General features: G+C 54.5%; 10 protein-coding genes. 6 read left to right on the forward strand and 4 right to left on the reverse strand.

Annotated features, from left to right (window positions below; translation table 11 throughout):
* The 3 genes from ACXJJW_RS01150 to ACXJJW_RS01160 form a co-directional block, all read left to right on the forward strand.
* The coding region (locus ACXJJW_RS01150) for a DMT family transporter (RefSeq protein WP_456473880.1) at positions 1–577 on the forward strand (577 nt) is incomplete at its 5' end.
* Positions 578–1,762 (forward strand): YkgJ family cysteine cluster protein, encoded by a 1,185-nt coding sequence (locus ACXJJW_RS01155; protein WP_456473881.1) that lies wholly within the window; start codon positions 578–580, stop codon positions 1,760–1,762.
* Between the two features lie 141 nt (positions 1,763–1,903).
* Complete coding sequence (locus ACXJJW_RS01160; RefSeq protein ID WP_456473882.1) at positions 1,904–2,890, forward strand: HAD family hydrolase; 987 nt, start codon at positions 1,904–1,906, stop codon at positions 2,888–2,890.
* Between the two features lie 293 nt (positions 2,891–3,183).
* Here ACXJJW_RS01160 and ACXJJW_RS01165 read toward each other — a convergent pair whose 3' ends face one another.
* Positions 3,184–3,801 carry a helix-turn-helix domain-containing protein gene (locus ACXJJW_RS01165; RefSeq protein ID WP_456473883.1) on the reverse strand — a complete coding sequence of 206 codons (618 nt, stop codon included), beginning with the start codon at positions 3,799–3,801 and terminating at the stop codon, positions 3,184–3,186.
* A 159-nt stretch (positions 3,802–3,960) separates the two neighbouring features.
* Here ACXJJW_RS01165 and ACXJJW_RS01170 point away from each other — a divergent pair, with 159 nt between their 5' ends.
* Together ACXJJW_RS01170 and ACXJJW_RS01175 are read left to right on the forward strand one after the other, a co-directional pair.
* Complete coding sequence (locus tag ACXJJW_RS01170; protein ID WP_456473884.1) at positions 3,961–9,777, forward strand: hypothetical protein; 5,817 nt, start codon at positions 3,961–3,963, stop codon at positions 9,775–9,777.
* Position 9,778: 1 nt separating this feature from the next.
* Positions 9,779–11,239 carry a PGF-pre-PGF domain-containing protein gene (locus ACXJJW_RS01175; protein WP_456473885.1) on the forward strand — a complete coding sequence of 487 codons (1,461 nt, stop codon included), beginning with the start codon at positions 9,779–9,781 and terminating at the stop codon, positions 11,237–11,239.
* Positions 11,240–11,269: 30 nt separating this feature from the next.
* Here the strand turns inward: ACXJJW_RS01175 and thiI are convergent, their stop codons facing one another.
* Together thiI and ACXJJW_RS01185 are read right to left on the reverse strand one after the other, a co-directional pair.
* Positions 11,270–12,403: a tRNA uracil 4-sulfurtransferase ThiI gene (gene thiI / locus ACXJJW_RS01180; RefSeq protein WP_456473886.1), complete on the reverse strand. Its 1,134-nt coding sequence runs from the start codon at positions 12,401–12,403 to the stop codon at positions 11,270–11,272.
* A gap of 34 nt (positions 12,404–12,437) precedes the next feature.
* The gene (locus ACXJJW_RS01185) at positions 12,438–13,025 is read right to left on the reverse strand and encodes a winged helix-turn-helix transcriptional regulator (protein WP_456473887.1); all 588 of its coding nucleotides are present in this window, start codon (positions 13,023–13,025) and stop codon (positions 12,438–12,440) included.
* Positions 13,026–13,162: 137 nt separating this feature from the next.
* On the opposite strand from ACXJJW_RS01185, the gene ACXJJW_RS01190 reads away from it, so the two are divergent.
* Positions 13,163–13,324, forward strand: coding sequence for a YHS domain-containing protein (locus ACXJJW_RS01190; protein ID WP_456473888.1), 162 nt, complete (start codon positions 13,163–13,165; stop codon positions 13,322–13,324).
* A gap of 27 nt (positions 13,325–13,351) precedes the next feature.
* Here ACXJJW_RS01190 and ACXJJW_RS01195 read toward each other — a convergent pair whose 3' ends face one another.
* Positions 13,352–15,304, reverse strand: coding sequence for a hypothetical protein (locus tag ACXJJW_RS01195; RefSeq protein WP_456473889.1), 1,953 nt, complete (start codon positions 15,302–15,304; stop codon positions 13,352–13,354).
* Positions 15,305–15,370 lie beyond the last annotated feature (66 nt).

Raw genomic sequence — 15,370 nt, forward strand, 5'->3', positions numbered from 1 at the left:
GTACACCTCCGCCGCCGCTGCGCAGGTGCTGGAGAGCACCTCCGTGGCCTTTGCTGCCCTATTTGCCTGCCTGCTGCGCGAGGAGAGGCTGAGTCAGCGCAGGCTTACAGCTATCCTGGCGAGCATAGCAGGCTCAGCGCTTATATTCTACTCCCACGCCTCCGGTATCAACCTGCTCGGCGATGCTTTAGCAATTCTTGCGGCGCTCACTTGGGCGCTCTTTACTGTGCTCGCCTCGCGTTTGCTTGCTTCGCTTCGAGGGGAGGAGGTGCTCCTGCTCACCTTCATCATAGCGGCGCTCGTCCTGCTGCCCTTTGCCGCAGCTTCACCCATGCCGAGTCTGCAGGGTGGGCTTATCGCTATCGCTATGGGCGCAGCACACACCTTCCTGGCCTACCTCCTCTACTTTCGCGGCATAGCCAGAGCAAAGGCTATTGCGGCTACCCTTGCCTTTGCCCTCTCACCTGTGGTTGCCATTGCGCTCTCGGCGCTGTTTCTGCAGGAGGCGCTCACTTCGGCGTTTTATGCCGGGGCGTCGCTTATCCTCGCGGGTATAGCTGTGAGCAGGGCGAGGTAGGTGAATTTTTACAATGTTAGCCTGCTCTGCGGGGGCATGGAGATAATCACCACCTTCCCGCGGGGGCTGCGCTACGCATGCACGCCTGAAAGCTGCTTCACCTGCTGCTCACTGTTTGAGGACATCCCGGTGACAATAGAGGAGATAAAGCGGGTGAAGGCGCTGGGCTATGAGGACTTCTATGAGGCGCGGAGCGGACGCTACTTCATAAGGAAACCCTGCACCTTCCTTGAAGGCAGGCTTTGCTCCCTGCACCGCCAGCACGGCAAGGCCGGGAAGTTTATGACCTGCCGCAAGTATCCCTTTTCGGCGAGTGTGCTGGACAACGGGAGCGTAATCGTCGATGTGAAGTGGACCTGCCCGGGGGTGGGGTTCCAGGGCGGCGAGGAGATTACAGAGGCGATGCTCAGGGAGGAGTTTCTTGAGGACCTCCTCGAGGGTGAAGCAGAGGAGGTCAGGCGAGGGGAGGTGGTTTATCTGCACAGCCCAAGCGGGCAGCGGTGCGAGTGGCGTGCTCTTGTGAAGCTCTACTCGGGCATTGTGGAAACCCTGGCTGATGAGGGATTCTACGACCTCCTTCTTCTCCTCACCTCTGCGGTGCGCCACCTGGGGGGTGCACTTGGCGGGAAGAGTTTTGTATATGAGGGCGAGGCGGAGGCTGCGCTGGAGAGCTTTGCAGATAGCTATCGCCAGCGTAGAGGGGCGCTGCTCGCCGAGGTCAAGACTCAGGCGCAGGTGGCGGTGGATATCCTCGCGATATACGACTACTTCGACGAGCTCTTCACCTATGACATCAACCCGGGCTTTGCGGCGAAGAAGCTGGGCATAGCCGGGGAGCTGGAGTTCGAGGAGGACCTTGCAAGGCTCTTCTCTAAGCCTATGAGCAAGGAGGCTGAGAAGCTTCTGGCTGTGCACACCAGGCAGAGCTTCCTGGAGACCTTAGCAAGGCCCTGGGATTTGCCCTCAGCCTACTTCTGGACGCTGGGCGTGGCCTGCATAGCCGACTACCTCTCCCGCCTGCTTGCAGGCGAGACTGTGACCCGCGAGGACGCAAGGAATGCGCTGAGCATACTGGATTGCCTCAACAAGCACTTCAGCTCCTTCCGCAGCTACTACTTCCCTCGCTACCCGGAGCTGGGAATGCAGTACCTGCAGTTTTTACTGGGCGGGATGGTTGAGCAGTAGTTTTCACGGTACCTGGAGGGGATGGGAACCCGGTGGAGGTTCCCATATCTGTGTGAATCCACGGTACCTGGAGGGGATGGGAACCCGGTGGAGGTTCCCATCTGGCGAAAGAATTAAAAGCCGTAGCGCAAAACTCTCCCCATGCCAGTCGCATGCTTCGACCTGGAGGGGCCACTGTCGCCCCAGGACAACGCCTACGAGGTAATGGGCCTCATACCCAGAGGTAAGGAGATATTTAAGGTCATAAGCAGATACGACGACCTGCTCACGCTTGAGGAAAGGCAGGGTTATGAGCCGGGAGATACTCTGAAGCTCATCGTCCCCTTCTTAATCTATCATGGCATCACCGAGGCCGAGATAGAGCGTATTTCAAAGCGCGCAAAGATTGTGAACGGGGCGAAGGAGGCAATAGCGCAGCTTCGCGAGGGCGGATGGAAGGTGCACATAATCTCCACGAGCTACCAGCAGCATGCATACAACATCGCCTCGCAGCTGGGCGTACCCAGGGAGGACGTCGCCTGCACAAAGCTCGAGCTGAGCAAGTATCGCGGCGCAGAGGGAGCGGAGCTGGTTGCAGAGGTGGAGAGGGTTATACTGGAGGAGCTATACCCGCGCATGCACGATGAGGAGATAGTCGCAACTCTGGACGACTTCTTCTTCCGTAAGCTTCAGCGCACACAGCTTGGCAGGGTTTTCAACGAGGTGCGCGTGGTAGGAGGCAGGCGTAAGGTCGAGGCAATGCTCGCCTTCCTGCGCAGGCAGGGCGAGAACCTCAGCGAATGCGCAGCCATAGGCGATAGTATCACCGACTTTAAGATGCTCCGCGAGGTGAGTAGCGGGGGAGGCATTGGCATAGCCTTCAATGGCAATGAGTACTCTCTACCCTACTGCGACATTGCCATTGCTGCCAGCGATTTGAGGGCACTGCTGCCGGTGCTCGATGCCTTTGCAGAGGGCGGCAGAAAGGGGGCACTTGAGGCGGTGCGAGAACTCGAAACTGACGGAGAGGATGATAAACCGGCCTATGCGCTGTTTCCTGCTGCCAGCAGGGAGAAGCTTGAGCGCACCCTGGAGGTGCACAGGCGTTTCAGGGCGCTGGTGAGGGGTGATGCAGCAAAACTGGGGTGAACCTACTCCTCTGGGACCCTCACCACGCTAATTCCCGGCAGCAGACCAAGGGCGAGGGCAAACTCCCTGAACTTGTACACAAGCCGCCGTGTAATTTTCCTGAACAAGCTACTCCCCTCCGGTAGCTGCACAGATTATCATGTATATATTATAATAAAATTTCACATATTTAAAATTTACGTGAATAACAATCAACACTAGTTGAGATCCAGAGCGGTATAGAAAGGCCCCCCTCCCCCTAGGAGAGAGCTTGATGGAGCCAAGTAAAAACTTTTTCCGAACATGTCCGGTATTTAAAAAGCAGATGACTTCATCATCTTACTCTCAATGATCTGCAGTGTCTCAGACAGATAGGATTTGGAGAGATTTAACTTATCCGCCAGCTCGGTAAGGGTGATTCGACGTGGATAGCTGTAGTATCCGTACTGTATGGCCTTTTTGAGAATATACTTCTGCCTCTTTGTCAGCCCGTCGGAGTAGGCTTCGCTGGAGCAGTCTCTGTGTATTCTGAAGGGATAGCCCACCTTTTTTAGGGAGTCAAGTAGAAAGTTCAGCGTCCTGGAGTTGCTGAAAATCTTCGCCGTAACTGTGCCCCGTCTTATTGTTATAGGGGTAAGCATGAGAATTTCAGCACTTGCAAAGGTATGTAGCGGGAGAATGCGCGTGGCGTGGACCTCGAAAACCAGTGTGCTACCACTCTTTGAGTATATGGAAACCTCCCTTGTTGAGCTGCTGTTCTGTACCTCACGGAGAAACTCCTGCGCATCCTCGCCTTCTACCCTTACCAGGGCTATATAGCGTCTGTAGCCGACCCAGGCAAAGCTTATTATTGTTGCAGTGACATCATGATTTCGTGTTAAATCGCTCCAGCACCCCTTTGGAGTTGGAAACTGGAATGTATAGAGGGGCATGATGGATATTCTATTTTTTGTGTATTTATATCTGTTGAAATAGCATCTAGAGGGTGCATGTAAAGTTATTTCCACTAACACACCGATATGGGAAAAGTTTTTATAGTAGAATGTAAAAAGAATAAGAAGTCTATCAATTGTGGAAGGGGGTTTCGGGGAATGTTTGCAGTAAAGAGAGTACTCTCTCTAATTACCTTTGGCCTTGTAATGGCCATTTTATGGGGCGCGGTGAGCGCCTACCATCTGACCGCCTCTACAGACAAAATACTGTATGAAACGTCAGATTCGCTTGGGATAAGCGGTACCGTGGAAACGAGCAGTTCTGTTACTGTTTATGTGGAGATATATAACTCCTCTGACATCTCCATAAAAAATGGCAGCACCTCCAGCGCTGCTGCTGGTAATGTCTCCACCTTTTCCATATCCATACCTCTTGCAAACTTTTCGCCGGGTAACTACTATGCCCTGGTTTACAACACTCCCGGCGATAGCGTCAGGCTTGAGTTTGAGGTTGTGGTGAAGAAGATGCTCTTCAAGGTGCGTCTTCTCAACTCCTCAGATGGGGTTGTAATGGTTGATACCAGCGACATTGTAACCTCTCCCGGCTACCTTGGTGGTAATTTCTCGGACTTTCTGGCAGCGGGATACCAGGTGCACTACGGCAATGCCTCCTCCATTCTCGGCGGCGGGAAGGTTGCTCACTTTGCGCTGATAAATGAGAGTGCTTCCGATGTGTTTGATACAATTTATCTGGACGATGACCCCCGCTTTGAACTTTACAACTCCCTGGAAGATAACTCCTCCTTCCCCATGGTGGAAACCCCGCTGAAGAAAGGCGACTCTGTGGGAGACTACATCGTCGCTGAGGTGGAATTTACCTCCGGCAACAAGGTACTTCTTGCCAAGCCCAGTTCATCGTCGCTGTACACAGGCGGCGATACCGTGTATTACATGGTGGTCGCAAAGGACAAGGCAGGCAACATCCTGGGCAGCGAGAACATTAAGGTGGAGCTGCGCTATTCCAACGGCACAGTTATAGACTCCACCTCCGGCACAATCCAGAACGGCTACTTCAACGGGAGCTTTACTGCCCCCTCTGTGGCCGGGACGTATTTGATAACCGTGAACGACACGCTCGGGATGGAGGTCTTCAGCGTAGAGGCCTTCAAGCTTTTCGGAAAGATAACAGATATCAACGGCAACCCCACCACGACCTTCGCCCCCAATCCTGTGGTGAAGCTAACTGCGGTGGCGAAGGATATGAGCGGCAACCTGCTTACCCTCACCAGCGCCGAAGCCCTGGTGGTGTATCCCAATGGTACGCAGAGCACAGTGCAGCTGACCAAGACCGAGCAGGGGGTGTACTCCGGAGAACTCGACCTTAAGGGTGCGCCCACAGGCGAATACGGCGTTAAATTCCGTGCCAGCGATAACACCACGACGCAGGAGATTTCTATGGGCTTCACTATCGCCGAGAGCAGGGCTGAGCTGTATGCGATAAACGTCCAGTTCATAGACCAGGCGGATGAGGGCGGCATGTTTGTGAGTGCCTTCCATCCCAGCAGCAATGTTACAATGCTTGCTCTGCTAACCAACGTCACGAAAGGCGGGCTCATGGCCTCAGGGCCTGAGGGGGCGGGGATGATAGACATTGACAATGCCTCCACACTGCAAGATGAGTGCAATACCAGTGTTGAGCTCATAGAGCTCAAAGACGACCGCGAGGTTTCCTACCTCGGAAATGTTACGGTGCAGATAATGAACCTCACCAACTTTATGGCGTCCTTTGCAGGAGGTGGACCGAAAGATGAAGGCCCGCCGGAGGGCATGCTGCGCCAGTGCATGGTGGTTGTGGGCAACCTGACAAAGCAGGGTGCCTACAGGGCGAAGGTGAGGATAACCCACAACAGCGAAACCAGCGTTGCGGGCACTACCTTCGGGGTGCAGGAACTCTATGCCTACGGCTCCACCGTTGACTTCAAGGGGGAGGAGTTTGGGTTCAACACCCCCAACTCGACGCTCAGGGTCAAGCTGAATGTACAGAACCTGCTCACCAGGGAGTTCCTTCCACCCGAGAGCATAATAAGCGCCAACATAGTGAGCTTAAGGCGAGAATTTCCGAGCTTCCAGAAGGTGGATGTGAGTGGCATCGCCACAAGCGTTAATGTCAGCGGAGGCGTGCTCTCATTCAAGGCGCCCAACCTGGAGGGCTTCTTCTCAATGAAGTTCAGATTCAAGGTGAATGTGAGCAATGAAATAAAGGAAGGCGTGGGTGGCGCCTTCTTCATGCTGAAGAAGTACATCATCTGGGCGGAGCCCCAGTGTAAAGGTGGAGGCTTCGGCCCGTGTGTGTTCTCCGGCAAGGGCAATGTATCCCTCAAGGTGTACATCGCAGACAGCAGCAAGGGCACACTCCTCGACAGGGGCGACACGAGCTCTGCGCTGTGTTCCACCTGCGATGGACTCGTGGCAAAGATAAAAATGCTCAGAAATGATCAGCTGGGCAGGGAGATTCCCTCAAGTGAGTTCACCACCTATGGCGGGAGTGTGACAAATGGCACGGCAACGCTCAACATAAGCTCCAACAGCAGTGGCTTCGCCTCTGGCTGGTACGGCGCCGATATAGAGGTCTACAATCCAGCAGACCCAAATGAGAGCTACTTCGGCTTCGGCTGGTTTGAGATTCGTAACTTCTTCGTTGAGGTCATGTCGGTGAGTGTGGATGAAGCAACAGGAAACCTTACAGCCAGCTGGAGCGGCTGGGAGGGCAATACCTATGCGGTTAACCGGTCGATAGCCTTTGCGGTGATACCCCGCAATCCCTTCGACTGGAGCATACTGCCCATTCAGAATGTGAGCATCGCAAGTGTGCAGCGCGTTGATATGTGGCCGCCGGTGGATGCAGCCTACACTCTTGCGGGCATTTCCCAAAAGACGGTATACATGGACATGGGTGGGTTTAAACAGGCCATGAATGTGACTGTGGTAAACATCACAGGCATAAGCAAAGAGGGCATGTACAGGGCGAATGTAAAGGTGACCACAGCAAATGGTTCCGACATAGGCACCATGTGGTTTGATGTCGCCTCCTTCCAGGTTAATGTTTACTACCGCGGCATGGATATGTGGCCTCCCACCTTCGGAAGCGATGAGAATCTCACTGTTATGGTAAATGCCACAAACTTTGACGGCACTCCGCATGCCCTCGACGTGAACAAAACACGACTGGCAAGCTTCTTCGACATTAAGCGCGGGCATCCGCTGAAGCGCAACTCTACCACCACCTGCAGCAACAATGTGTGCAACATAAGCATAGAGCTCTCAGGTTTAAAAAGTGGTGATTACGAGGCGAGGCTGAAGATTGTGGATACCTCCGGCGCAAAGAAGGAAACCGGTGTGTGGTTTGTGATACGCAACCTGGTAGTCGGTGTGCCCAGCATAGATGAAGTGTGGCTGTGGGAGAGTGATACGGCGAAGAAGGAGATAAAGCTGGATGGCATAGACATATCTAAATTTGGCGATATTGTGCCGCCGGGGAACTACACCAGCAGCTACAAGGGCTGTGTTGATAATATGATTGAGAATGAATGGTTCTTCGGTGGTCTCAATATCACCAAGAGGCCGCTCTGCTTCTTCCACAATACCACCCGCCTCTGGGTGAGCGTAAATGCCAACTTCTCCAGTGCCAGCAGTGCGGTGGTGAATGAGATAATCACCGACCCCTACGGCGGAAAGTGGAGGGTGGAGAGCCTGAACAAGAGGCAGATTACGCTGCGCGGCATCAATGTGCTTGCAAAGACCGGTGCATGGCTCAATGCCTCCCTCTCCCAGAGCGGGATTATAAAGCTGGGCAGGATGGAGGAACAGTGGCTGGGCGGCTGGGACCCATCTACAGGTGGGAACAGGGGGCTGGACCTCGACGGCGATGGCAACACCAACGGCACAGCCTACATAGCGATTGCCGATTCTCAGACTTCTGGGATCTATGATACCCTGTTCTTCTCTCTGGACAACAACTTCTCAAGCTACGGCTCTGTAAACGACCCACCAGCCAAGCGAACCTTTGCCAGCGGCAAATTCACACTCCTCAGCGTAGACCCCCGTGCCGATAGAATAAGGATATACACGGCAAACAAGGGTGACTGGGCGAACCTGGGTGATGCTCGCCTTGGGCAGATGGTAAATGTGCCTGTGATGGTAGCAACGCCTGCGGGTACTCCTGTACCGGCGAACGTCAGTATAAAACATTTGAGGAAGGAGAGCCTGAAAGGTCCGCCTGAGATTACAACCCTCTCCTCACCGCCAACCGCCACGATAAACGGCACCGGCGAGGTGCAGTTCAACCTGAGCAAGTACAATCTGAGCTCCGGAATCTATGCCTTTGAGATAGAGGTGCAGGTAAACGATAGTACTGAGATACTAGAGGAGTGGATGTGGCCGCGCGTTAATGTGCGCGCCTTCCTGGTGAGCGGCGGCCAAGGCACAGCGGGCTACATTGGCGAGTTCAAGCCTCTGCCGGTTTACCGCTACGACTGGTCAACCTATGGCGGCAATATCCCCGAGCTTTTCGAGGTGAATGCGAGTGGGCTCTACTTCCCGATGACCATGGACCAAGTCTCCGGTGGTCCTTCGCCGGGTAACTGCACAGAGCCGGGCGATGCGGGAAGCGATCCCACCAACTACACCCTGCAAAGCGGGCGTTTAACCGATGCCAACTCCAGCTATTACTACTATCTCACCGCAGCAAATGCCAGCACCCTCTGGATAAAGAAGGGGAGCTGCGATTTTGCCAGCGGCGCTGAGGTAAAGAGCGTCAACGACACAGTAAACATAGTCCTCAACAACAGAAACTACACCATGAGTGTTCTCGCCGCAGATGCAAATGCCGGCGGGCTCGTGGTCATAGGTGTGAGCAACGATAGACTTAATCAGAAGCTCCTCAACAATCCGCTCAGGCAGGACCCGGAGAAGCGCTGGAGCATAATATCCTTCACCATCGGCGGCGCAACGTACAACGCCATACTGGCAAATGCGAGCATGCCCTATCCGATGTGCAAGCAGTGGAACATACAGGACTGTGCAAAGGCGGCTTACTTCACCGCAGATGGCAACTACTCCTCGGCAAGCGAAACCCTGATAGGCGAGCCCATAATGCCGGGCAGCGACCTTTACCTCGCCAGGGTGGGACCTTCCCCATGGGATGGAATATTGATCGCCAACTCATCGCAGGTCGGGGTTAGGCCAGGGCTGGACATACCGGTGGCGGACGGCTACACCCCTGCCTTTGCGACGCTAAATGAGAGTCAGCTGGGTTTTGACCTCAACCTGGACAACGACACCGGCGATGTGTTCTACGCCGTAACCTTCGACGACCGTCCAGATGGCATTGCCAGGGCGACGAGCATACTTGTGGATGACGAGCTAAACATCACCCAGGACTGGTGGGGCGAGGGCTGGAATGGTTCCCTTATAATCAACCCCAAGGACTTCTACGGCAATGAGAGCGGAATATTCGAGTTGAGGGGCAACCTACCCAGTGCCATCTGGGGTGGTCAGGTGGGCTTCGCACCCAGGAATGAATCCATGCCGTATGAGGAACAGCCCTGGTGGGACGTAAAGATGTACAATGGCACCCACATGCTGCTGATGAAGGACAAGTGGTCAATAAAGAAGGGAGATAACATAACCTTTGTGATCCGCGCCTACGACTTCGACCAGAAGGCGATTGTGGGCGCCAACGTCACCATAGAAAAGGTGTTCCGCTTTACGCCTGTGGGTCCCAAGGTGCTGAAAGAGGGCACCGATTACATCCTCAAGAAGGTGCAGGATACCACGGATGCAAAGGGCTACGGTATACTAACAATTGCGCCCAAAAATGGCACCTGGGAAAAGGGCGACTACATGGTAACCCTGAGTGTTTCCAAGAGTGGAGGCAGCGAGAGGATTGAGATGTGGCTTAGGGTAGGAGGGTGGTAAGATGAGAGTGCTCATGCTCGCGACGCTTGTACTGGTGCTTCTGGTGATTCCAGGAGTATATGCAGCCACTGTAAGCATATCCCAGTCGGGCGCCGACCCGGGTACTGTGATGAAGGGTAAGTACTTCACAATCACCGTCTCTGGTTTGAGCGGCACCGACACCGGCACCGCTTCGCTGATAAACCTGCCCTCCGGTATAAGCGTGGAAGAGGGTACCTCAAAGTCCTTCAGCTCTGGAACGAGCAGTGTCTCCTGGACCACGGCGATAGCAAGTCAGACGCTCACGGGGCAGAAGATACAGGTGAGTATAAGCACCGCGGGTTCGCCCACAACCGCTGAGTCGGATACCTTCGACATAGTGCTCCCACCATCTCTGGATGCGAGTGCTTCACCCACATCCTTCTCGGACCCGAGTGGGGATAAGAATCTGCAGCTTACCATAAAGAACTGGGGTGAAACCACGGCGCGCGATGTGGCGGTAGCAATCTCACTGCCCTCCGGTGTAACCATAAAGTCCGGAAGTTCGAGTCAGGTAATCTCGACAATACTCGGCGGTACCGGCGGGAGCGGTGAGAGCAAGGGCATAGCCTGGACCCTCAGTTTTGGCAGCGTCAGCAACAGCAGCATAAACATCTCCATCACCCCTTCGAATGCGGATGCCAAGAGTGTAAGCGTTGCTATCGCTGTCAGCACCACCCCATCAAAGACTTCATCACCTGCTGGCGGCGGTGGTGGAGGGCCCTCTGAGAAATCGAACATCAGGGAGGTGCCAAAGATACTCGCCGGAGATTCCTACCTCGTGGTATTCGACGAGGAGTACGTGCCCGACATTCCAAGCATAAAGATATTCGCATCCCAGGACCAGTACTACACAAAGCTTTCAGTTAATGCCTATGAAAAGAAACCCGACTGGGTGTCATTTGACGACGCCCCCGGGGAGGTGTACCGTTATCTTGAGATAAAATACAGCAAGCCCAACACCTATATCGAGAAGGCAGAGGTAACCTTCAGGGTGAATGAAACCTGGCTTAAGCAGAAGGACATCGACCCCGCGACGGTGGTCATGTACCGTCTCACCGAAACCAGGGAGTGGGAGATGCTTCCAACCAGTGCGGAGGAGGCCAAAGATGGTTATATCTACTACACCGCAGAAGCCCCCGGTTTCAGCTGGTTTACCATCTCTGCTACGGCGGGAAGCGGCTTCAGGGACATATTCGCCAAGGTGGATGGTGTCAAAAAACCTGCACCAACGCCTGCACCCACACCCAAACCTGAGGAAAAGCCTGTGACCAAGCCCGCGCCAGAAACAAAACCACCTGTCGTTACGCCGAAGCCAGAGGTCAAGCCAGCACCCACGCCGGCGGTGGAAGAGGCTGAGAAAAAGGGCATCTGTGGTCCCACCCTCCTAGCGGTTATAGCGGCACTTCCTCTGTGTCTCGGGAGGGGACGGTTGAGAAGATAGGCCGCTCCCTCCCCCCTCCACCTCTGGGTCTTACCCCAGCCACACCACCTTCGCCTTGCCTGCAAGCTCCTCGGCAAGCGCTTCGACTCCGAGACCGGCCTCTGCCTTTTCTGCCCTCTCCACTGTTGCGCTGGTAACAGGCTTTGGCGGCGGCCCCAGGCAGCAGTTTGCCGGACGCGTGGAAATCTCGTAGGTGCCTATCCTCTTCGCCAGTGAGACTATCTCCTCCTTGTCCATTCCTATGAGGGGGCGGAATATGGGCATGCAGGTAACGTCCGAGATTGCCGCGAGGTTGGGCATCGTCTGCGAAGCCACCTGCCCCAGGCTCTCGCCGGTTACTAAAGCCTGTGCTCCCTCCCGCTTGGCTACCCTCTCTGCAACGCGGTACATCATGCGCTTGCACAGCACGCACCCCATGCGGTAATCTTTGACCTTAAGGAGCTGAATGAGCACATCGCCATAGGGTACCAGGTAGGTCTTTATCGGCTTCCCGGTCCAGGAGGCAAGGGCTATGATTGCATCCTTCGCCCGCGCTGGGGTGCGCTCATCCACGAGGGGTGTGGGGTCCATGAAGAGGGCCACCACCTCGGCACCGCGCCGCATCATCAACCACGCTGCGACTGGCGAGTCTATGCCGCCGCTCACCAGCGCGAGCACCTTACCCTGGGTTGCATAGGGTAAGCCGCCAACGCCCGGGATTACCTCATCGAAGAGGTAGGCGCGCTCTCCGCGGATTTCGACAAAAATCTCCTTCTCCGGCGAGGTGAGGTTCACCCTGGCGCCGGTGGCATTGACTATTCGCTGACCAAGCTCCTTCGCCACATCGATGCTTCTGTATGCGTGCTTACCCTCCCGGCGGACACGCAGGGCAAAGCTTACCTTGCCGGAGATTCGCTTCAGCGCATACTCCAGCCCGCTCCTGAGAAGCTCCTCAAAATCCGAGCCCGTTACCTCTGCCAGCGAAGTTGATGCAACGCCAAAAACTCGAGAAGCTTTAACTGCGTCCTCGCGTGAGTCAGAGAGAATATATATCCGCCCCCACTCCCGGGTTATCTTCACATCGCCGAGCATACGCTTCAGGTGGGCAATAAGTGAGCGCTCCATTCTTGCCCTTACTGGCTTTGATTTTAGGCCAATCTCGCTGTACCTGACTATTATCACCATAGGCTCTCCGCCAAGCTCAACGTTTATAAAAGTATCATTCCTGCTGCTCTTTTGTTGCAAGCGCAACCTGGCGCCTGTAGCTTTTCAGGCATACAGGGCAGCAGAAGTAGCGCTCCACATTTCTGAACTTGTACACATAGGGCTTGGAGACCTCGCTACCGCAGTACTCGCATGTAAGCTCAGCCTTAATCATCTCCACCGGCGGGGGACTCTCCTTTATGGTCTCAGTCACCACCTCCGCCTCCAGGGAATCTGCCACGCTGCGCAGTGTGTTCACAAGCTTCCCAACTTCGGTGAGGTCTTTGACCAGAGCCTTGCCCACGATGTTCTTCTCTCCTGTTATGGAGTAGACCTCCACCACCTCAGGCAAAGACTTAAGAAGCTTCACAGCCTCCTCACCGGCCTTCATCCTCAGGAACACAACCACAGCCTTCTCCAGTGCGTCCCTGCTTATCTCCACAGTAAACTTACTTATAACCCCGTTCTCCTTCAGCCTGTCAATTCTCGTCTTTACTGTAGGGCGGCTGATTCTGAGGAGCTTTGCAATCTCAGCCACAGGCATGCGCGCATCTTCCTGAAGCAGGCGCAGTATTTTTAAATCAGTAGAGTCGAGCTTCAACATAATCACCTTTCAGCAACACATTTAAATCACAACGGCAATAAATTTTACACATTGGAAAGAACATAAACCCTATGGTTCAGATTTTTGTAACAAAAAAGTATATCTGTTTTGCCACAGATTGTTATGCGGTGGTAAACATGGCAATAGACCCAGTGTGCAAAATGGAGGTAGATGAGGCCAGCGCGAAGTGGAAGAGCGAGTACAAGGGAGAGACCTACTACTTCTGCGCCCCTGGCTGTAAAACCGCCTTTGAGGCGGACCCTGAGAAATATCTGAGTGGCGGCGGTGGCCACCACTAATCTTTTATTTTTTCTTTTCAAACCACCTCAATCCACTATTATCAGATGAAACCTCTTGACCTTTCCCCTCAGCCTGCCTTTCTCCAGCTTCACCCCGGGTTCTGCCACCCTGTTCCCCTGTTCATCGAACTCGGTTACCCTGCTGCCCCCCAGAAGATTTATGTCCACATCCACGTCATAGGGGGCAAAGAAAACTGCCCTGCTTTCGCCGTTTGTAAAGTAGCCGTAGGAGGGGGTGTTGTAGACCGGCGTTCCACGTAACTCCGAGATGATGTTTGCAAGGATCGCCGAAGATGCAAGGTGAAGATAACCGCCGTTTACAAAGTAGAGGTTGCCCTTTTTGATAATCAGCGCTGTTCTGTCGTCAAAGGCTCTGTCTTCGTCTCTGGCTGTTATGCCCTCGAGCAGAACCTCTGCATCCACGTCATCCGGATTTATGTAGTGCAGATAATGCCCCAGGGAGAATCTGCCAGCCTGCTCCGGCAACCACACCTCAAGGCTGTAGCCAGCGTACTTCACCTCATACTCTCCGGAGGGGAACCGGTATACCACACTCTCGGGTATGGGGTCAAAAAGGGAGGTATCGTCTTCGTTGAGCAGGACTTCCAACTTGCTCCCTAAACCAAGGGCTTCCCTCACCCTCATCCAGTTGGGCGTACTCGGAAGTTCTCCTGCGACCTGGTAGAACACTGGCACATTTTTGCTGGCAAGTTCAGCGAGGCTGGCGGGGAGTTCCTGCTCCTCGTCAAACACCCTGCCCGGTGAGAATACGTAGTAGAGGGAGGCCCCCTCATAGGGCCTGGACTTTGTTACAATGAGGTCATAGCCAGAGGCGAGAAGGGCATTTGTCACCGCCCCCATTGAGGAGAGCTGGGCGTTTATAAAGAAGTCGACGATGTCTTCACCGCCACGCGGCTCATCGATTATGAGGTTGGCCACAGGCTTCCTGACATCGGTGTCCCTCCTTCCAAACTCCTCAACAAGGGGCAGAAGGCTTTTTGTGAAATTGTAGCTCTGGACATAGGCAACCTCGTCCTGGTATATTGGGCCATCCTCTCCCTCTGCAATCACAAAGAAGAAAAGCCTTGGGCCGAATTGCACAGCCCTCAGCAGGGCAATGTTCTGGTGGGTTCTGGCACCGAGGCCCCATCCCCCGGCGGTAAGGGTTCCCGCAGCCCTGCCGCAGCCCCTGGCAGCGCCGTACATAACATTCAGGTTTCCAAGCTCACCGTAGTAGGAGCCCTGCTGGAGCAGCATCCTCAGGTAATCCTGGTCTTCGGGGCTGTTTCTTCCATCAAAGGGGTAGTAGGCATAATCCTCAGAAAGGAAGACGTCCGCCCTGCACTCGAGGTCCTCAAAGAAGTGAATGTACTCTACACCGCTTTCCTTTGAGGCCCTGCTGATGGCATCTATGTAGGCATCCTCAAAGGCCTCCTCATCCACAGCAATCTCCACCCCTGCCCTCTGCGCCTCCGCCGCAAGCTCCCGCACAAGCTGTTCCACGGCTTCCGGGGTAAGCCTGTCTTGCATGATGTTCTCTGAGTACGGGTAAAAGTTGCTCTTTATATGGGCAATGCTTTCGAGCATCACCACGACTTTAATGTTGTGCCTCTTTGCCTCCCTGAGTATCTCCGGGAAGAGGTTTCCATACTCAGGGCTGAGTCTGAATCCGGCGCCCCTCAGGGTTGGAGAATCGATAATCATATAGCCTTCGAGGTTGAGCACCTCCAGCCCCACGATGCCAATCCCCTTCGCTGCCGCCCTCTCAAACCACTCCGGCATGTCCTCGGCAATCTCCTCGAAGGAGACCTCCTCCAGGCCGAAGGTATACTCACTCTCAGGGATTGGCATCTCTTCCCCCGGAGCCTCTTCAACTGCGGGCTGCTCCGGACCCTCCAGGCCGCCTTCCTCCAGGCAGCCCGGGAATAGGAGAGCCCCTGAAGCAAGAAGGCACAATACCAGACAACGTTGTGGGGTCATGTTTCCACTTACAACTTCCTATCCCGGGAATAAATACATTTCCCATCTTACGACAGGAGAAATATT

Source organism: Candidatus Pyrohabitans sp. (assembly GCF_054014795.1).

Coding starts and splice junctions, on each gene's coding strand:
- ACXJJW_RS01195 (WP_456473889.1), bottom strand. CDS start 15,304: ATGACCCCACAACGTTGTCTGGTATTGTGCCTTCTTGCTTCAGGGGCT.
- ACXJJW_RS01175 (WP_456473885.1), top strand. CDS start 9,779: ATGAGAGTGCTCATGCTCGCGACGCTTGTACTGGTGCTTCTGGTGATT.
- ACXJJW_RS01190 (WP_456473888.1), top strand. CDS start 13,163: ATGGCAATAGACCCAGTGTGCAAAATGGAGGTAGATGAGGCCAGCGCG.
- ACXJJW_RS01170 (WP_456473884.1), top strand. CDS start 3,961: ATGTTTGCAGTAAAGAGAGTACTCTCTCTAATTACCTTTGGCCTTGTA.
- thiI (WP_456473886.1), bottom strand. CDS start 12,403: ATGGTGATAATAGTCAGGTACAGCGAGATTGGCCTAAAATCAAAGCCA.
- ACXJJW_RS01165 (WP_456473883.1), bottom strand. CDS start 3,801: ATGCCCCTCTATACATTCCAGTTTCCAACTCCAAAGGGGTGCTGGAGC.
- ACXJJW_RS01185 (WP_456473887.1), bottom strand. CDS start 13,025: ATGTTGAAGCTCGACTCTACTGATTTAAAAATACTGCGCCTGCTTCAG.
- ACXJJW_RS01160 (WP_456473882.1), top strand. CDS start 1,904: ATGCCAGTCGCATGCTTCGACCTGGAGGGGCCACTGTCGCCCCAGGAC.